Source organism: Streptomyces sp. NPDC051576 (assembly GCF_040681835.1).
Taxonomy (GTDB): Bacteria; Actinomycetota; Actinomycetes; order Streptomycetales; family Streptomycetaceae; genus Streptomyces.
On record NZ_JBFAZO010000006.1, the window covers coordinates 218,898 to 237,200 of the forward strand.

The window sequence follows — 18,303 nt, forward strand, 5'->3', positions numbered from 1 at the left end:
GGAATGGGACTACCTGACCTGAATCGCAGGCAACTGCTGGCCACCGCCGGCGGCCTCGCGGTCGCGGGCAGCTTCGGCTTCGCGGCCCTCGGCACCGGCGCCGACGCGCTCGCCGCCGGCGCCCGCACCCGGGTGACGTACTGGAACCTCTTCACCGGCGGCGACGGCGCCAACATGGTCGCGATGGTCGACGCCTTCCAGAAGGCCACCCCGGACATCGCGGTCAAGGCCTCGACGCTCACCTGGGGCGGCCCCTACTACACGAAGCTCGCCATGGCCGCCGCGGGCAGTCGCGCACCCGACCTCGCCGTCATGCACCAGGGCCGCGTACCCGGCTTCGCGCCCGGCCGGCTCCTGGATCCCTGGGACATGGACCTGCTCACCAAGTTCGGCGTGAAAGAAGCCGACTTCAATCCGGTCCTGTGGCAGCGCGGCATCGTCGACGGCAAGCTCTACGCCCTGCCGCTCGACATACACGTGCAACTGAACTTCTACCGCACGGATGTCTGCAAGAAGGCCGGACTCCTGGACGCCGACGGCAAGTTGCCCTCGGCCACCTCCACCGACGACTGGTTCGAGATCCTCAAGTCGGCCAAGAAGCAACTGAAGTCGGGCGTACAGACCCTCGGCCTGCACGCCAACGACCAGAACTTCTCCTGGTGGTTCTTCGTCGCCTTCTACCAGCAGCTCGCCGGCACCTACTTCGACGACGCCCGCACCCACGTCACCTTTGACACCCAGAAGGCCACCCGGGTACTGGAGTTCTTCCGCCAGCACGTCACCGACGGCTACACGATCGTCGGCTCCACCGACGCCGAGGCCTTCCTCGCCGGATCACCCTTCACCTGGGAGGGCGACTGGTCGGTGCCGTACTACAGCGGAGAGAAGATCGGCTACGGCGCCCAGCCGCTGCCCCCGGTCTTCGGCACCCCCGCCACCCACGCCGAGTCGCACTCCTTCGTGCTGCCCCACCAGGCCGACCGCGGCGGCGCCGCCAACGAGGGCGCCCACCGGCTCGCCGCCTACATGGTCAAGCACGCCACCGCCTGGGCGGGCGGCGGCCATGTCCCCGCCTATCTGCCCACCTTCAATGACCCCGCCTACCTCAAGCTCACCCCGCAGGACGAGTACTCCAAGCCCGCCATGGAGCACCCCGCCACCGAACCGCACATCTGGTTCGCCGGCTCCACCGGCATCCTCGCCCAGCGCATCGGCCCGATCATCGCCGCCTCCAACCTCGGCTCCGTCAAGCCCGACGCGGCGGCCCGGAAGATGAAGTCCGCCCTGGAGCAACTCCTCGCCATGAAGAACCCGATGGACGGCCGCACTGCCGCCCAGGAACTGACGGGAGCCGGAGCATGACCGCCACCGCGGCACCCGCCGCCACATTGCGCCCCCGCACGACCACCGCCGCCGACTCCGCCCGCGTCCGCTGGGGCCGCCGCTTCCAGCACGGCGGCTGGTTCGTCGCCCCGTTCTTCGTCCTCTACGGCCTCTTCGTCGTCGTCCCGGTCGTCCGCGGCCTCTACCTCAGCCTCACCGACGCCAACATCTCCGGCGACCACACCAGTTTCATCGGCCTCGCCAACTACCGCGAGGCGCTGGGCGACGACCTCGTGTGGTCCTCGCTGTGGCACAGCGTCAAGTTCACGCTGTGGGTCGTACCGATGATCGTCGTGATGGCCCTGCTGATGGCGCTGATCGCCCACCACACCGTCCACTTCAAGTGGCTGTGGCGGCTCTGCTTCTTCGCGCCCTTCCTGCTGCCCTCGGCGGTCGTCGGCAACCTGTGGTGGTGGCTGTTCCAGCCCACCAACGGCATGGTCAACCACGTCCTCGGCCTCCAGACCCCCTGGCTCGCCCAGAAGTCCACGGCCCTGCTGGCAGTTGTCATCGCCACCCTGTGGTGGACGGTCGGCTTCAGCTTCCTCCTCTATCTCGCCGCGCTGCAGAACATCCCCCAACACCTCTACGAGGCGGCCGAGTTGGACGGCGCGAACGCCTTCCAGCGGCTGATCCACATCACCGTGCCCAACCTGCGCAACATCACCGGACTGGTGATCGCCCTCCAGATCCTCGCCTCGCTCCAGGTCTTCGACCAGGCCGTCGTCATGTACCAGTTCGGCCCGGGACCCGAGGAATCGACCCGCACCTTCGTCCAGTACACCCTCGAACAGGGCTTCACCAGCTACCGCGTGGGCTACGCCTCCGCGATCTCCTTCATCCTGTTCCTGATCATCGCGGCCGTCGCCCTCGGCCGGATGTGGCTGCTGAGCCGCCGCGAGGAGGTCGCCCGATGACCGTCCCGACTCCCGTGCGGCGCAAGCCGCGCAGCACCTGGACCCCGACCCAGATCGCCCTGACGACGGTCGCCGCCGCCCTCTCCCTGATCTGGCTCTCGCCCCTGGTCTGGGCCCTGTCCACCTCCCTCAAGACCCCGACGGAATCCGTCGCCTCCCCGCACTGGATCCCGGACCACTTCACCCTGGAGTCCTGGAAGGGCGTCATCGACGCCGGCAACATCCCCAACTGGTTCGTGAACTCGCTCGTGGTGTCGGTCTGCGTCACCGTGATCGTGCTCTTCGTCGCCTCACTCGCGGCCTACGGCTTCGCCCGCACCGAGTTCCGGGGGAAGCGCGCCCTGATGGCGCTCACCATGGCGGGCCTGATGTTCTCCCCGGCGATCCTCGGCGTACCGCTGTTCACGACGGTCCAGGCCCTCGGGATGGTGGACACCTACTGGGGCATGATCCTTCCGCAGTGCGCCCCGGCGGCCATGGTCTACATCCTCTACAAGTTCTTCCAGTCGCTGCCGAAGGAGCTGGAGGAGGCCGCGTTCATCGACGGCGCCGGCCGCTGGCGGATCTTCTTCACGATCGTCCTGCCGCTGTCGAAACCGTCCCTGTCGGCGGTCGGCATCTTCACCTTCATCGCCTCCTGGAACAACTTCATCTGGCCCTACATGGTGACCAACAACCCCGACCTGATGACCATGCCCAACGGCATCGCCACCGTGCAGAACGCCTTCGGCATCATCTGGCCCCAGCTCATGGCCGGCGGCCTCATCGCGGGCCTCCCGCTGATCATCGTGTTCGTCTTCTTCCAGAGCCAGATCGTGCGGGGCGTCGCCCACACCGGCCTGGCAGGCCAGTAACTCGCCCACGGAGGTACTGAGTTGAAGCGACAGAGACTGGCAACCCTGCTGACCGCCGCCGTGCTCGCCCTGCTCCCCACCACGGCCCACGCGGACGTCACCTACCCCGACCCGCAACCCATCACCGGCCAGCAGATCATCCACGACCCCACCGTCATCCGCCTCAAGTCCGGCGGCTACGTGGCCTATTCGACCGGCGGCATCATCGGCGCCCGCACCTCCAAGGACCGCGTCCAGTGGGACGACGCGGGCAACGCCTTCGCCACGCCCCCGAGTTGGTGGTACGACTACAACTCCACCGCCGACCCCTGGGCCCCCGACATCTCCTACCGTGCGGGCCGCTACTGGCTCTACTACGCCGTCTCCTCCTGGGGCACCAACCACTCCGCGATCGGCGTCGCCACCTCCCCGACCGGCCTCCCCGGCACCTGGACCGACCACGGCAAGGCCTTCGGCTCCGAGACCACCGACGAGTGGAACGCCATCGACCCGGCCCTCGTCCGGGCCGACGGCAGACTCTGGATGGCGTTCGGCTCGTACTGGACGGGCATCCGCATGGTGGAGGTGAACCCCGCGACGGGCAAGGCGATCCCGGGCGCGACGGTCGCCCACCTCGCCACCCGCCCGGACGCGCCCTACGCGGTGGAGGGCGCGTATGTGCTGAAGCACGGCGGCTACTACTACCTCTTCGCCTCCTACGACGCCTGCTGCGCCGGTGTGAACTCGACCTACAAGATCAGGGTCGGCCGCTCGACGTCGGTGACGGGCCCGTACACGGACAGCACGGGCAAACCGATGCTGGAGGGCGGCGGAGACCTGGTGCTGGCAAGCCACGGCCGCTTCATCGGCCCAGGTGGAGAGTCCATCTTCCAAGACAAAGGTAAGGATGTCTTGACCTACCACTACTACGACGCGAACGATTCAGGCACACCAAAGCTGGGGCTGAACACTCTCGGCTGGACACGGACCGGCTGGCCCATCGCCCTCTAGGGCACGCGACCTCGAAAGGCCCACATGCGTACCGCCCGTTTCACCCTCGACCCCGCCTTCACCGTCGGCGAGGTCAACCCCCGGATCTTCGGCTCCTTCGTGGAACACCTCGGCCGCTGCGTCTACACCGGCATCTTCGAACCGACCCACCCCACCGCGGACACCGAGGGCCTCCGCCAGGACGTCCTGGACCTCGTCCGCGAACTGGGCGTGACGACCATCCGCTACCCCGGCGGCAACTTCGTCTCCGGCTACAAGTGGGAGGACTCGGTCGGCCCCGCCGAATCCCGCCCCCGCCGCCTCGACCTCGCCTGGCGCTCGACGGAGACCAACCGTTTCGGCCTCTCCGAGTACATCGCGTTCCTGCGCAAGCTCGGCCCCCAGGCGGAGCCGATGATGGCGATCAACCTCGGCACCCGAGGCGTCGCCGAGGCCCTGGAACTCCAGGAGTACGCCAACCACCCCGCCGGCACGGCCCTCTCCGAGCAGCGCATCGCCCACGGTGACAAGGAACCCTTCGGCATCAACCTCTGGTGCCTCGGCAACGAGATGGACGGCCCCTGGCAGACCGGCCACAAGACGGCCGAGGAGTACGGCAGGGTCGCCGCCGAGACGGCCCGCGCGATGCGCCAGATCGACCCGGACCTCGAACTCGTCGCCTGCGGCTCCTCGGGCCAGAGCATGGAGACCTTCGCCGAGTGGGAGGCGACGGTCCTGAAGGAGACCTACGACCTCGTCGACTACATCTCCCTGCACGCGTACTACGAGGAGACCGACGGCGACCGGGACTCCTTCCTCGCCTCCGCCGTCGACACCGAGTCCTTCATCGAGAACGTGGTGGCGACCTGCGACCACGTCGGTGCCCGGCTGAAGTCGAAGAAGAAGATCAACCTCTCCTTCGACGAGTGGAACGTCTGGTACCAGAGCCGGCCCAACCCGCACCCCGTCGAGGACTGGCAGGAGACCCCGCGCATCCTGGAGGACGTCTACACCGTCACGGACGCGGTCGTCTTCGGCTCGCTGCTCATCGCCCTGCTGCGGCACGCGGACCGCGTGACGGTCGCCTGCCTCGCCCAGCTCGTCAACGTGATCGCGCCGATCATGACCGAACCGGGCGGCGCGGCCTGGCGCCAGACGACGTTCTTCCCGTTCGCGCAGGCCTCGAAGTACGGCCGGGGCCAGGTCCTGGACGTCCGTGTGGACTCGCCGACGTACGAGACGAAGAAGCACGGCGAGGCGGACCTGCTGCACGCCACCGCCGTGCGCGCCGAGGACGGTTCGGTGACCGTGTTCGCGGTCAACCGCAGCCAGACCGAGTCGCTGCCGCTCGAAGTCGCCCTGAACGGGCTGGGGTTGACGTCGGTCGTCGAGCACAGCGCCCTCGCGGACGCCGACCCGGACGCCCGCAACACGGTGGACGACCCGGAGCGGGTGGCCCCGCACGCGGTCGAGGGCACCGCCCTCCAGGACGGCACCCTGACCGCCGTACTGGAGCCGCTGTCCTGGAACGTGATCCGGATCGCCTGAGCCGACGGGTGGTCAGCGGCCGGGGGAGGCCACCGGTGTCACCGGTACTCCTCCGGCCGCGCTGCCGAGCAGCGTCAGCCGTACGTCCTTCGGGCCCGCCGGTGTGGTGCCGTCGGACAGGACGGCCAGGGCGAGTGTGTTGGTGCCACGTGTGAGGAGGATCCCGTTCGGCAGGGCGAAGGTGTGCTGTGGGCCTACGTCGTTGATGTACTGGCCCATGTTCCAGCCGTTCAGAAAGATCTGGACGCGGTAGGCGCGCGTCGCGTCGTCGTCGAGGGTGAGGCCGATCGAGGCGTCGACACCGGTGTCCACGGCGAGCTTGAAGGTGGTCCGGTACCAGGTCACGCCCTGCCGCTGGTCGGCGCGGGGAAGCGTGACGGCCTCCCAGCCGGTGTCCCCGAACCCGGGCAGATGCCAGCCCTCGCGTTCGCCGTACAGCCCGCCGTTGTTCTGCGGCCCGCGCACCGGATCGGGTGACGCCTCCCCCTGGAGGCGCCAACTCACCTTCGGGGAGCCGCCCTTGAAGGTCACCGCGGTGAGGCCGCGGGCCACCTTGTGGGTGTCGAGGGCCTTGCCGTCCATGTCGTGCTGCATCCGCCGGACGAGGACGGACAGCACGCGCGCACCGGCCTTCTTCGGCACGGTGAAGGTCGCCTTCGCGGTCCAACTGCCCTGCCGCACACTGCTGGTGGTCGGCACCGGCATCCGGTGGGTGCCCAGCGGTTCGCCGTCGAGCCAGGCCATCAGCAGCCCCTGGGTGCCGGTGCTGTAGGCGAGGGTCACCGACTCCAGGTCGTCGTCGGCGGCCGTGGTGAACCGGCCCCGGTACCAGACGTCGCCGTAGTGGAAGCCGTAGTCGTCCGCGAAGAGCACGGGCTGTCCGGCGGGCACGGCCGTCGTGGAGAACGTCGAAGTCCTGTTCGCCGCCGTCCACTTGGAGTCGTCGAAGGCGACCGCCGCCTCCGGGTTCTCCACCTTGCGCCGCCAGCCGTCGAGCGCGGGGAGCGGTACCGCGGGCACCCCCGGCAGCAGCGCGTCCGGGTTCGAACGCAGGCTGCCCGCGTTGGTGACGGTCGCGGGCACGGGCTGCCCGTTCCAGGTGACGTCCGCGATACCGCGCGGGCCCCACACCTCCAGGCCGGTCTCGCCGATGGTGTCGCCGGTGAGGTGGGCGGTCGTGCCGCTGACGGTGGCCTCGCGGAGCAGTGCCGGGCCGTAGACCAGCGCGGTGCCCGAACCGGTCTCGTAGGGCCACAGGCGTACGGAGGTGGCCTCGTCGGCGAAGAGCAGCACCAGGGGGTTGTCGACACCGCCGGCCTGGACGAGGACCCGGGTCAGTCCGCCGATGCCGAGCGGGACGGTGACATGCAGGAGGCCGCGGTCCCACACCCAGGCGGCCTGTGCGTCGAGCCGTGTGACCACCGGCTCCTCCGGGCAGTCGAGCACCACATGCGCCATCTCGCCGCGCTTCCCGGCGAACACCGCGAGGTCCTGCCGGCCGGTGCTGAGGAACATCATCGGGGTGACCGTCGAGTACCTCAACTTGCGCCCGCCCAGGGCTAGTTGGGTGACGAGGAGACGGGCGTCCTGGGCCGGGACGGTGACCTCGATGTCGTCGTCCGCCGTCGGCAGTGTGGAGGTGACCTCCTGCGTGCCGTCGTTGCGCAGGACGTAGACATGGGAGCCGGTGTCGGCGTTGGTGAGGTGGTAGACCTTCAGGCCGTCCGCCTTGACGTCCGCCGCCCGGTCCAGCTTGGCGAAGTCGGGCACGGTCCGCAGCAGATGGCCGAGCTGGTGCATCGGCACGAGTTTCGCGGTCGGGCTGCGGCCCTCGTCGAAGGCCGCGCCGTAGTCGTACGACGTGTAGACGACCGGGGCGGGCAGCCAGCCCCACGAGGTGCCGCCGAAGGTCATGTAGACGTTGTGCAGGGTGAGTCCGTTGGCGAGGTTGGTGAGATAGAAGCGCCGCTCGTACGCCGCGTCCCGCGTCCGGCGCGACTCGGCGTACCCCTTCCCCTCGAACCAGGCCCCGCCCCACGGATCGAACCAGCCCCCGCCGAACTCCGGCACGAAACCAGGGGTCTTGGGGCTCGCTGTGGCCCCGCCCTTCGCCCCGCCGATCCCGAAGTGCCCCCAGTCCGGAGGGAGTTGGGAGGGCGACGGATAGCCATCAAAACCGTACAGCCAACCGCCCGTGTCGCCGCCGGTGTCGAACGACCCGGGGGTCCAATAGCCGTTGCGTCCTTTGTCGTTGTGGAACAGGGGGACGTCGATGCCGTCGGCGCGCACCTTCTTGTACAGGTGGGACATGTAGTCGCGGCCTGCGGGCTCGGTGACGTGGGCGTCGTACTCGTTCTCGATCTGGTAGAGCAGGACCGTGCCCTTGCCCTGGGTGAACAGGTGCTTGGAGACGATGGAGTCGACCTGGGTCAGCCACTCGTCGACATGCGAGAGGTACGTCGGATCGGCCGTCCTGGCGGTGCCCTTGGTGGCGGTCAGCCAGCCGGGGAAGCCGCCCGCGTCGATCTCGGCGTTGATGTACGGGCCCGGACGCAGGATGACGTACAGCCCGGTCTCGGCGGCCATGCGCAGGAACAGGTCGAGGTCGCGGACGCCCGTGAAGTCGTATTGGCCCTGGGCGGGGGAGTGGTAGTTCCACGAGACGTAGATGCAGACCGCGTTGTAGCCGAAGGCGCGCATCTTCTGCAGGACGTCCCGCCACAGGGACGGGCTCGGCAGCCGGAAGGGGTGCATCTCGCCGGACCACAGGACCAGGCGCTTGCCGTCGACGATGAGGGAGTAGCGGTCGTAGCCGATCGTGTGACTCAGCCCGTCCGCGCCCGGCGGGGCGGGCGGTGGTCCGGTCGGCACGACGTGCGCGGCGTACGCGTCACCACTGCCGCCGCTGCCACCGCCCAGCGCGAATCCGAGCGCGGCCGTGCCCGCGAGGGTGCTGAAGGTACGCCTGCTCAGCTCCACTGGAAGCTCCTCCCGGGTCCGGTCCGTCGGCGGCACGTGCGAAGCCATTTTCCGTGGTGATCCCAGGAGGCCGTCGTGCGGGGTCATTCTCTACGCCACAACGGCCCACAATGGACGCATGAGGATCTCGGCACGGGCGGATTACGCGGTACGGGCGGTACTGGAGCTCGCCGTACAGGGTGACGACGGCCAGCTGAAGGCCGAGACCATCGCCACCACGCAGGACATCCCGCACAAGTTCCTGGAGGGAATCCTCGGCGACCTCCGGCGCGCCGGAATCGTCGACAGCCGGCGCGGCGGGGGCGGCGGCTACCGGCTGGCCCGCGCCGCCGACGCGATCACCGTCGCGGACGTCATCCGCGCCGTGGACGGCCCGATCGTCTCGGTCCGCGGCGAACGCCCCACCGGCCTCTCCTACACCGGCTCCGCCGAACCCCTCCTCCCGCTGTGGATCGCGCTCCGCGCCAATGTGCGCAAGATCCTTGAAGGCGTCACCCTCGCCGACATCGCGGCGGACGCACTGCCGGAGCCGGTGCGGGCGCTGGCGGCGGAACCGGCGGCGTGGGAGAACCCGTAGCGGCGGGTCGTTCATCGTCGTCTCAGGCCCCACTCAGATTCACCCTTTAGCGTCACCTCTCGTTCATCCCTACTCAACCGGTAGGAAAGCCAGGAACGAACGACGGGACGCACCACATGCGCATGCTGATACTGCTCGCCCTCGCGGGCCTCGGGGCCCAGCTCGTGGACGGCAGCCTCGGCATGGCGCACGGGGTGATCTCCACCGCGCTGCTGCTGGCCCTGGGCACGAGCCCGGCCGCCGCCTCGGCCATCGTCCACTTCGCTCAGATCGGCACGGGACTGGTCTCCGGTGCCTCGCACGCCCGCTACGGCAACGTCGACTGGAAGGTCGTGGTCCGTATCGGCGTGCCGGGGGCCGTGGGCGCGTTCATCGGCGCGACCGTGCTGTCCCGGCTGTCGACCGCGCTCGCCGAACCGGTGATGGCGGTGATCCTGCTCGTGCTCGGCGTCTACGTCACCTACCGCTTCACCGTGCGCGGTGTGCCCAGGGGAAATCTCGGCAAGCCGCTGGGCAAGCGGTTCCTGGTGCCGGTAGGGCTGGTCGCCGGGTTCCTCGGCGCGACCGGCGGAGGCGGCTGGGGACTGATCGGGACGCCCGCGCTGCTGGCCAGCGGGCGGCTGGAGCCGCGCAAGGTGGTCGGGTCCGTCGACGCCAGCAAGGCGCTGGTGGCCGTCGCCGCGAGCCTGGGCTTCCTCTTCTCGCTCGGCTCGGACGGCGTGGACTGGTCCTGGGTGCTCGCGTTCCTCCTGGGCGGCATGGTCATCGCGCCGGTCGCCGCCTGGCTGGCCCGCTTCGTCGCGCCGCGCATCCTGGGCTCGGCGGTCGGCGGCCTGATCGTCCTGCTCAACGTCGGCACGCTGCTGGGCGGGGACTGGCTGAGCGCCTCCGGCACGGTCAGCACGTCCGTCTACGTCGTCCTGTGCGCGGGATGGGCTGCCGCCCTGGCGTACTCGATCCGCGCGCATCGCCGGGAGAAGGCGCTGGAGGCACGGACCGAGTCCGAGTCCGCCGAGGGGCGGCAGCCTGCTGGGGTGTGATCGGCCATTGCCGATCGTGTGTGTTCGTCAACCGCCTCCCGATCAGCTTGTGCACAGCGAAGTTACGGGCGCACCTGAAGAGTTCCTTGGTGCGCGGCTGTGAAGGACCTGGGGACGGATCGGTCAACGCCCGCTTATTTCAAGAGAGTTCACACACTGTGAAGAGAGTGTGAAAGACACTTCTGTGAATGGCTTGAGTTCGCCCTGACCGTTTCGTGTGCGGCTTCCTACGATGCGAGCGCGCCGTCGGTCTTCACAGGAACTTCATTGGTTCTTCAAAGACTTGGGGCGCTGCCACCCCCCGACCCCAAGGAGAAACCATGCCTGGTGGGCTCCTCCTGAGCGGCGCCGTCGCCGCTCTTCTCACCACCGTGCTGCCCGCGCAGCACTCGTCCTCGCCCGTGTTCGACGACCTGCCCCCGGACAAGATCGTCATCAACGTCGCCACGGTGAACGGCTCGGGCTGCCCGCAGGGCACCACGGCGGTCGCCGTCTCCGAGGACAACACCGCCTTCACGGTGACCTACAGCGCGTATCTCGCCCAGGTCGGCGGCAACTCCGACCCCACGGCGTTCCGCAAGAACTGCCAGCTCAACCTGGTCGTCCACGTCCCGCAGGGCTTCACCTACGCCATCGCGAGCGCCGACTACCGCGGCTTCGCCTCGCTCCAGCCCGGCGCGAGCGGTGCGCAGAAGGCCTCGTACTACTTCCAGGGCTCCTCGAACACCGCGGCCAAGAACCACCCCTTCAACGGCCCCTACGACGACAACTGGCAGGCCAACGACACCACGGACGTGGCCCAACTGGTCTGGGCGCCCTGCGGAGTTCAGCGCAACTTCAACATCAACACGGAGCTGCGGGTCAGCGCCGGCTCGTCGGCGCCCGGAGCGGTCAGCTTCATGACGATGGACTCGACGGACGGCGACATCAGCACGGTGTACCACATGGCGTGGGAGCACTGCCCCGGCTCCTGAGCCGAGGTGATGTGAGCTGACGTGAGGAGGGGGTGGCCCGTTCCGCACCGCGGGCCACCCCGTCACAGTGTGCGGATGAACTCCGTCCAGGTGGCGGGGGAGAGGGCGAGTTGGGGGCCCTGCTTGTTCTTGGAGTCGCGGATGTGGATGGTGGAGGGGTGGGTGGCGATCTCGACGCAGTCGCCGTCGCCGCCGCTGCTGTAAGTCGACTTGCGCCAGACGAGGGCGATTTCGACGCAGTCCCCGTCGCCGCTGCTGCTGTAGCTGCTCTTGAACCAGGCCAGGTCGGACGTGTTCATAGCGCTCCTCGCATCCGTTCCAGCAGGCCCCTGGATTCCTCCGAGGTGAGAGCCTGTGAACGCATCCTGGCATACCGCTGTTGGAGGACGCTGACTTCTTTCCGGTCGGTGATCAGCAGACCGGCTCGCTGCCCCTCGCAGTAGGCGAACCACGTGTTGTCCGGGGTCTCCAACAACTGCATCGGACCGGCCAACCCGGCATGGCTCTCCCGTACTTGCGGCATGATCTGGATCTCGACGTTCCGGAACTCGGCGATCTCCAGCACGTGATCGATGAGTTCGCGGGTGACCTGGCCCCCACCCGTGCGCCGCAGGAACAGCCCCTCTTCCAGGATGAAGCTGAACGCGGTGTTCTGGCGCTCTCGAAGCAGCCGTTGCCGCTTGGCCCGTTGTGCCCACTGGGCCTCGATCTGCGCGTCGTCCAGTGGAGGCAGTTGTTGAGTGAACAGGGTTCGTGCATAGGCCTCCGTCTGCAACAACCCCGGGACCAACCGGCATTCGTACGTGTACAGGGTGATCGCCAGCAACTCCAGCCGCGCCCACCGCCTGAACCACGCCGCCAACCCCTGCTGGCGCTCCAGATGCCCCGCCGCCTTCCGCAGCGCGCCGGTATTGCCCAACACCGGCTCCCCCCGGTCCACGAACGCCGCGTCCGGCATACGCCTGCCCTGTTCCACCGACGCCACCGTGTGTACCGAGTACCGGATCCGCCCCGCGAACTCCGCCCGGCTCAACCCCGCATGCTCCCGCAGTGCCTGCACCACCGCCCCGAACGTCCGTAGGCTGTCCGACCCCTCCGGCTCACTGCCACCATCGACCACAGTCACCCACCTCCCGCGCACATGGTCACGGAATGTAACGCGTACTGTCCACCCCGTGACCGCGTACGCCGCCGCAGCGTACGCGGTGCGGTGCTGGTGAACTGCCTCTCCCGGGCGTCACATTGGGCCCATGACCACCCAACCCCCCGTCACCGTAAGTACGTTCGCCCAGCGCTTCAGCCCCACCCCCCGAGGCGCTCGCCTCGCCCGGCACCTCGCTCTGAACCAGCTGTACGAGTGGGGCATCCCGCACGGCGCCGACGTGTCCGACGCCGTCGCGCTGATCGTCGCCGAGCTGGCCGCCAACGCGGTGACCCATGGACGTGTCCCGGGGCGGGACTTCGAGCTGCGGCTCGCGCTCCTCGCGGGGAGCGTCCGTGTCGAGGTCACCGACACCCGTACCGGATCCCGCCCGCCCGGACCCGGCGCCGTACGACGGCCGGACGCGCTCGCCGTATCCGGGCGGGGGCTCGTGCTCGTGGAGGCGTTGGCCGACCGTTGGGAGGTGGTGGACCGGGAGCCGCCGCCCGGCAAGACCGTGCGCGCCGAAGTCGACCTGTCCACCGGCGACTTGGCGACCCGAACGGCCAGACGGCTAAGTGCTCTCGTCGAGCAGGAGTCGGGCCCCGGCGGCAAGGGTCGCGACCGACAAGGCGACCAGCAGCGGATGGCCGACCAGCCACGTCTGGACGCCCTCGAACGGGTCGGTGGACGTCAGTGTCGCGCGTTCCAGCATCCAGGACGTGGAGAAGAGCAGGCCGACCGCGGCCGTCCCGATCCGGAACACCGGGTAGGCGGCGGTCCGGGACAGGACCAGCAGCGACGGCATCAGCAGCGCGACGACCAGCAGCTGCGTCACCTCGATGCCGAGGTTGAAGCCGAGCAGGGTGGTCACCAACGAGCCTCGTTCCAGGCCGAGTTCACCGAGCGCCGAGGCGAACGCCAACCCGTGCACCAGCCCGAAACCGACGGCGATCACCACTTCGCCGCGCGCCACCAGTGGCCGTAGCGCATGGGTGGCGGACACCGCGATGGACAGGGCGATCGCCGTCTCGACGGGTCGGGAGGGGAGGTCGACCACGCCGGTGGCGGCCAGGGCCAGGGTGAGGGAGTGGCCGAGGGCGAACGCCGATACGACGTGCACGACCCGGACCAGGGTCCGCCGCGCCGACCGGCTCTCCGCCGCCCGCCAGCGACCGCCCGCCGCCAGGAGCGGTGCCGGGATGAGCAGCATCAGCAGGAAGAGGAGGTGGTCGGCGCCGGTGCCCACGTGCTCGATGCCCAGCCTGGCCGCCGCCACGAAGCCGCTCAGCCAACTCTCCCTGTCCACCGGGACCTTGAGGCTCTTCGTGTCCCAGTCGAAGACCCCGAGGGTCTTCGACGCCACGGTCACGATGACGCGGTGGGTGAGGAGTTCCTCGACGATGACGTCGTAGCGGAGGTCGAAGTCGGTGACCGAGCGGCCGGCCGGCGGGCGGATGGTGATCGGGTAGACGAGGTGGGCCGTGCCGTCGATCGTGCGGGGCGTTCCCGTGCCGAGGGCGACCGTCCAGGGGTGGTGGTCGGTGGCGTCGGCGGCTGAGATGTGCGCGGCCGTGTAGGTGTGCAGGAAGGCGCGGTCGGCGCTCACGACGCTCTCGGGTGTGAGGTCGCGGTGGACTGCGATGGCCAGGCGGTCCAGGGGGAGCTGGACCTCGCCCTCGACCCGGTCGTCCCGGACGGACAGGAGGACGGCGGACGTGGCCATGGGGTGCGCGCCGGCCGACGGCACGGGGCCGCCGACCAGCATCAGCACCGCCAGCAGGAGCACGGGCAGGAGACGGCGCATGGCGTGTCGCATCAGGTGACGTACCGTTCCGTCATTCCCAGCCGTAGTCGGCGGTCTCGTCCCGGAAGATCGTGTGCTGGTGGATGCCGTCGGTCGAGGCGCCGGGCTGGTTGGAGAACTCGACCCAGGCGGACGGTCCGTCGATACGGACGTAGGTCTGGTCGTTGTCGATCGTCGTCCCGCCGCTCCAGCCGATGTACGTCCTGTCGTACTCGGAGACGTACTTGTGCATCAGCCGCGCCGCCGCCCGCTCGTCCAGGTCGTCGACCCAGGTCCGCAGCATGGCCGTGACCTTGGCCTGCTGCGCCTTGGTCAGATCGGCTACGAGGACGCCCTCGGGCTGGGTCGGGAACGGGCCATCGTGGCCCGGGCCGAGGTAGAGGTCGTCGAAGCTGCCGTCGATCTTCGCCGCCGTCAACTCGTCGGGGGTGAGGGACTGGATCGCCGCGATCGTGGTGGCCCGGTTGTCCGCGAGCGGGGCGAGGTGAGTGCCGTCGACGTCGAACTCCTCCGGCTCGACTCCGGTCAGGGTGGGGGAGAGTGACACGTTGTCACCGGCATAGGTGATGTTGTACGCCGCGTGGTGGCCGCCGAACTGGACCATGAACTCCCCCTTCTTACTGGGCTGTCCGAAGAAGGAGATGTAGTACCACTGCGAACCGAAGCTGGCGCCGCCACCTCCGCCGCCTCCGCCCGGCCCGCCGGGGCCACCGGTGGGCGTGTTCGTAGGCACGTTCGTGGGAGTGCCCGTGGGTGTGGGGCGGGGCCTCGGCGGCAGCGCGGCGAGATAGTCGTCGGCCTGGCGGATCTCCACCAACTCCTCGTAGCCCTTCTTGCTGAGCGCGGCCTCCATCACCTTCAGGGCCGCGGCCTGCTGTACGTCGGTGAGGTCGCCCAACTTGAGGCCGTTGCGGACGACGACGGGGATCGGGAAGTTCGACCACCCGGTCTTCTTGGCCGGGTCGTCGAAGTCGTAGAGCGCGGTGTCCTTCTGCTCGTCGGAGAGCGTCGCGAGGAATGCCTTGGCCGCTCGCACGACCTGCGCGATGTTCGCCCCGCCGGCCCCGTGGCGGTGCGCGGAGGCGGGCACGGCCTTCACCGGGGTCGTCAACTCCGAGGAGGACGCTGCCGAGTTGAGAGCGGCGCAGCCGGTGGCGGCGAGGGCGACGCAGGTGGCGAGGGCCAGGGCGGGGTGGATCCGTCTGACGGTCGACATGGGGGGGGCTCCTGTGGGGTGGAGGCGGTCGGGTCGGGCGGCGGTGGCTTCATGGTGGGTGAGCGGTCTCAGACTTCGTCGGGAGGATGTCGGGAGCCGGGTAAGAGAAAGGGGCCGAGGGGGAGGGGAGACGGCTGGGGTTGAGGATGAGCCATTCATGAACTGTGGCTCGGACAACGCCGGTTGAGGCTGATGCGGGACCGGCGGGCCGGTGTCCATCATGTGGACGTGGAGCAACGTGTCCTCATCGCCGACGACGATCGCGCGGTCCGTGAATCCCTGGCGCGGGCACTGGAGTTGGCGGGGTACGAGGTCGTCGCCGCGGTCGACGGGGTGGACGCGCTGACCCGGGCCAGGCGCGACGACTTCAGCGCGCTGGTGGTCGACGTGATGATGCCGTACGTCGACGGGGTGGCCGTCTGCCGCGTGCTGCGCGCGGACGGTGACCGCACGCCGGTGCTGATGCTGACGGCGCGGGCCGGGACCCCCGACCGGATCGCCGGGCTCGACGCGGGCGCCGACGACTATCTGCCCAAGCCGTTCGAAGTGCCCGAACTGCTCGCCAGGCTACGCGCGTTGATACGCAGGACACCGTTCGTGCCGGACGACCGGGCGGCGGCGACAGGTGGCGTACTCCGTATCGGAGCGTTGCGTGTCGACCCTGCGGGCCGGCGTGTCCGGTGGGGCGACGAGGAACTGCACCTGTCGAAGACCGAGTTCGACCTGCTGGAGCTGCTCGTGCGCCATGAGGGGATCGTGCTCGACCACGCGACGCTGTACCGGCGGGTATGGGGGCCCGAGGCCGGGGTGGACGCCAAGAACCTTGCGGGCTACGTCGGTTACCTCCGCAGGAAACTGACCGAGGCGGGCGCGCCCGAGCTGATCCACACGGTACGGGGCGTGGGGTACGCGGTGCGGTGGTCGTCGTGAGTCTGCGGTCCCGGCTCGCGTTCTCCTTCGCCGCGGTCGGCGCCGTGGTGGCCGTGCTGGTCGGCATGCTGAGCTACCGTGCCGCCTCCGACCGAGTCACCGCGGAGATCGACCGCTCCCTACGCTCGGCCACGGTGGACCTGGCCCGCGACCCGGAACGCGCACTGGCTCTCGCCGATACGGTGGCGCGGGCCCCGGCCCTCTACGCGGCGCCGGACCGTCCCGGCCCCGGCGACGAACCCCCGCGCCCGGTGACCGTCCAGTCCCTGGCCCCCGACGGCACGGTCACCCACCTCGCCGGCCCACCGCTCCCGGTCCCCGACAGGGCCCGCACCCTCGCCGCCTCCGGCACCACCGGCCAGACCTACGTCACCGAGATCACCGTCGGCCACACCACACAGCGCCAGTTGACCACCGCACTCGGCGACGACCGCGGCGCCCTCCAGGTCGCCGTCCCGGTCGACCAGACCCACTTCGTCCTGGGCGGCATGGCCAGGGAGATCGCCGCGGCAAGCCTGACGGTCATGCTCGCCGCGGCGGCCACGGGGTGGCTGCTCGCCCGGCGGATCACGCGGCGGTTGGTGCGGCTGGCGGCGGTCGCGGAGGAGGTGAGTGCGGGCGGGGTGGTGGGCACCGACCCTCGGAAAGGCAGCGGCGGCCGACCGCCACGTAGGCCCCGCCGCCCGGCCGGACGGGACGAAGTCGGGCTGCTTGCCGTCGCGTTCGGGGGAATGCTCGGGCGGCTGGCTGTCGCCCGGGAGGCTCAGGAGCGGCTGGTGCAGGACGCCGCCCATGAGCTGCGCACTCCTCTGACCAGTCTGCGTACGAACGCGGACGTGCTGCGCCGGAGCACCGGGCTCTCCCCGGATGTCCGGGACCGTCTCCTCGACGACGTCGAGGGGGAGACCCGCGAACTCACCCACCTGGTCGACGAGTTGGTGGAGCTGGCCCTGGCGCGCGGCCGGGACGAACCCGAACGGCCGGTGGAGCTGGCCGAGTCGGCCCGCCGGGCCGCCCGCCGCGTGCACCGGCGTACCGGTCGTCTCGTCCATCTCGACGCCGACGACACCGTGGTCCAGGGCTGCCCCCAGGCCCTGGAGCGCGCGGTGGGCAACCTGCTGGAGAACGCGGCCAAGTTCGCCCCGGACGACCGCGAACCCATCGAGGTGCGCGTCCGTCGGGGCGAGGTCACCGTCTCCGACCGGGGACCAGGCATCCCCGCCGCCGACGCCACCCGCGTCTTCGACCGCTTCTACCGCGCCGGCCCGGCCCACGGGCTGCCCGGCTCCGGGCTGGGCCTCGCCATCGTGCGGGACGTGGCCGAGGCACACGGCGGGACGGTGTTCGCGGGGCCGCGCGCCGGTGGTGGCGCGGCGGTGGGATTCACGGTGGCCGGTGCGAGGCTGGTGCGGCAGGATCGGTGAGTGAACTACTTCTCCTACCACCCCGTCGAGCGCGGGTCCGCCCGCCCGCCCCGCCCCGAGCCCCGCCGCGCCGAACCCGGCGAGTGGCCGCGCGTCGAGGCCGCGCTCGCGATCGTCAACCGTGACCTCGCGGCGACTCTGCCCGACCAGCGCCCACTGGTGCTGATGGTCTGCGACGAAAAGGTCTACGTGGCGATGGCCGACGGCTGCTGGCAGGGCAACGGCATCACAGAAGCGGACGCCGACAGCTCCCACGTCCTCGGCTACGTCGCGGACGCGGCGCAGGAGACGGTGATGGAACTGCTCTGGCAGGTCTGGCCGGTGTGCCCCTTCCACAAGGTCGGCACGCATTCCCGTCCCGAGGGGACCACGGCTGACTGGGAGGGCGAGACGGGCGAGGGCGCGGCGTGGTGGTGCCGAGGACACCACGGCGACGACTGCCACGACCTCGCCCAGGTCGGAGAACTCGCGGGTGCCCTGCCCGGAAAGCAGCGCCGGGAACTCCGGCGTGCGGAGCGCAGGCGGGGCGGGGCCCGGTAGCGCC

Annotated in this window: 16 protein-coding genes and 1 pseudogene; 12 read left to right on the forward strand and 5 right to left on the reverse strand. The window is 69.8% G+C overall.

Annotated features, from left to right (window positions below; translation table 11 throughout):
- Positions 1 to 3: 3 nt before the first annotated feature.
- The 5 genes from AB0M63_RS21650 to AB0M63_RS21670 are packed head-to-tail and all read left to right on the forward strand — an operon-like array spanning position 4 to position 5,671.
- Complete coding sequence (locus tag AB0M63_RS21650; RefSeq protein WP_355914290.1) at positions 4 to 1,362, forward strand: extracellular solute-binding protein; 1,359 nt, start codon at positions 4 to 6, stop codon at positions 1,360 to 1,362.
- Positions 1,359 to 2,300 (forward strand): sugar ABC transporter permease, encoded by a 942-nt coding sequence (locus AB0M63_RS21655; RefSeq protein WP_355914294.1) that lies wholly within the window; start codon positions 1,359 to 1,361, stop codon positions 2,298 to 2,300. Before AB0M63_RS21650 ends, AB0M63_RS21655 begins: the two co-directional genes overlap by 4 nt.
- Positions 2,297 to 3,154, forward strand: coding sequence for a carbohydrate ABC transporter permease (locus AB0M63_RS21660; protein ID WP_366020503.1), 858 nt, complete (start codon positions 2,297 to 2,299; stop codon positions 3,152 to 3,154). The genes AB0M63_RS21655 and AB0M63_RS21660 overlap by 4 nt, the downstream gene beginning before the upstream one ends.
- 21 nt (positions 3,155 to 3,175) lie before the next feature.
- On the forward strand, positions 3,176 to 4,144 hold the full coding sequence (locus tag AB0M63_RS21665) for an arabinan endo-1,5-alpha-L-arabinosidase (protein ID WP_355914300.1): 969 nt from the start codon (positions 3,176 to 3,178) through the stop codon (positions 4,142 to 4,144).
- A 24-nt stretch (positions 4,145 to 4,168) separates the two neighbouring features.
- Positions 4,169 to 5,671, forward strand: coding sequence for an alpha-N-arabinofuranosidase (locus AB0M63_RS21670; protein ID WP_366020504.1), 1,503 nt, complete (start codon positions 4,169 to 4,171; stop codon positions 5,669 to 5,671).
- Positions 5,672 to 5,683: 12 nt separating this feature from the next.
- Here the strand turns inward: AB0M63_RS21670 and AB0M63_RS21675 are convergent, their stop codons facing one another.
- A complete protein-coding gene (locus tag AB0M63_RS21675; protein WP_366020505.1) occupies positions 5,684 to 8,650 on the reverse strand; it encodes a beta-galactosidase in 2,967 nt (988 codons plus the stop codon).
- 118 nt (positions 8,651 to 8,768) lie between these two features.
- On the opposite strand from AB0M63_RS21675, the gene AB0M63_RS21680 reads away from it, so the two are divergent.
- The 3 genes from AB0M63_RS21680 (at position 8,769) to AB0M63_RS21690 (ending at position 11,241) form a co-directional block, all read left to right on the forward strand.
- Positions 8,769 to 9,227: an Rrf2 family transcriptional regulator gene (locus tag AB0M63_RS21680; protein WP_355914309.1), complete on the forward strand. Its 459-nt coding sequence runs from the start codon at positions 8,769 to 8,771 to the stop codon at positions 9,225 to 9,227.
- A 116-nt stretch (positions 9,228 to 9,343) separates the two neighbouring features.
- Complete coding sequence (locus AB0M63_RS21685) at positions 9,344 to 10,267, forward strand: sulfite exporter TauE/SafE family protein (protein WP_366020506.1); 924 nt, start codon at positions 9,344 to 9,346, stop codon at positions 10,265 to 10,267.
- 320 nt (positions 10,268 to 10,587) lie between these two features.
- Positions 10,588 to 11,241 carry a DUF4360 domain-containing protein gene (locus AB0M63_RS21690; RefSeq protein ID WP_366020507.1) on the forward strand — a complete coding sequence of 218 codons (654 nt, stop codon included), beginning with the start codon at positions 10,588 to 10,590 and terminating at the stop codon, positions 11,239 to 11,241.
- A 62-nt stretch (positions 11,242 to 11,303) separates the two neighbouring features.
- Here AB0M63_RS21690 and AB0M63_RS21695 read toward each other — a convergent pair whose 3' ends face one another.
- Both AB0M63_RS21695 and AB0M63_RS21700 read right to left on the reverse strand, forming a co-directional pair.
- A complete protein-coding gene (locus AB0M63_RS21695; RefSeq protein ID WP_355914318.1) occupies positions 11,304 to 11,540 on the reverse strand; it encodes a DUF397 domain-containing protein in 237 nt (78 codons plus the stop codon).
- Positions 11,537 to 12,361, reverse strand: coding sequence for a helix-turn-helix transcriptional regulator (locus AB0M63_RS21700; protein WP_366020704.1), 825 nt, complete (start codon positions 12,359 to 12,361; stop codon positions 11,537 to 11,539). The genes AB0M63_RS21695 and AB0M63_RS21700 overlap by 4 nt, the downstream gene beginning before the upstream one ends.
- Positions 12,362 to 12,491: 130 nt before the next feature.
- On the opposite strand from AB0M63_RS21700, the pseudogene AB0M63_RS21705 reads away from it, so the two are divergent.
- Positions 12,492 to 12,920, forward strand: a pseudogene (locus AB0M63_RS21705) (ATP-binding protein); the annotation flags it as partial.
- A gap of 36 nt (positions 12,921 to 12,956) precedes the next feature.
- On the opposite strand, the gene AB0M63_RS21710 reads toward AB0M63_RS21705, so the two are convergent.
- Entirely contained in the window at positions 12,957 to 14,201 is a 1,245-nt protein-coding gene (locus AB0M63_RS21710) for a HupE/UreJ family protein (RefSeq protein ID WP_366020508.1), read from the reverse strand.
- A 19-nt stretch (positions 14,202 to 14,220) separates the two neighbouring features.
- A complete protein-coding gene (locus AB0M63_RS21715) occupies positions 14,221 to 15,405 on the reverse strand; it encodes a DUF3500 domain-containing protein (protein WP_366020509.1) in 1,185 nt (394 codons plus the stop codon).
- Positions 15,406 to 15,633: 228 nt separating this feature from the next.
- On the opposite strand from AB0M63_RS21715, the gene AB0M63_RS21720 reads away from it, so the two are divergent.
- The 3 genes from AB0M63_RS21720 to AB0M63_RS21730 are packed head-to-tail and all read left to right on the forward strand — an operon-like array spanning position 15,634 to position 18,299.
- Positions 15,634 to 16,335, forward strand: coding sequence for a response regulator transcription factor (locus AB0M63_RS21720; RefSeq protein ID WP_366020510.1), 702 nt, complete (start codon positions 15,634 to 15,636; stop codon positions 16,333 to 16,335).
- Positions 16,332 to 17,759 (forward strand): HAMP domain-containing sensor histidine kinase, encoded by a 1,428-nt coding sequence (locus tag AB0M63_RS21725; protein WP_366020511.1) that lies wholly within the window; start codon positions 16,332 to 16,334, stop codon positions 17,757 to 17,759. Before AB0M63_RS21720 ends, AB0M63_RS21725 begins: the two co-directional genes overlap by 4 nt.
- Entirely contained in the window at positions 17,760 to 18,299 is a 540-nt protein-coding gene (locus AB0M63_RS21730; RefSeq protein ID WP_366020512.1) for a hypothetical protein, read from the forward strand.
- Positions 18,300 to 18,303: the final 4 nt, after the last annotated feature.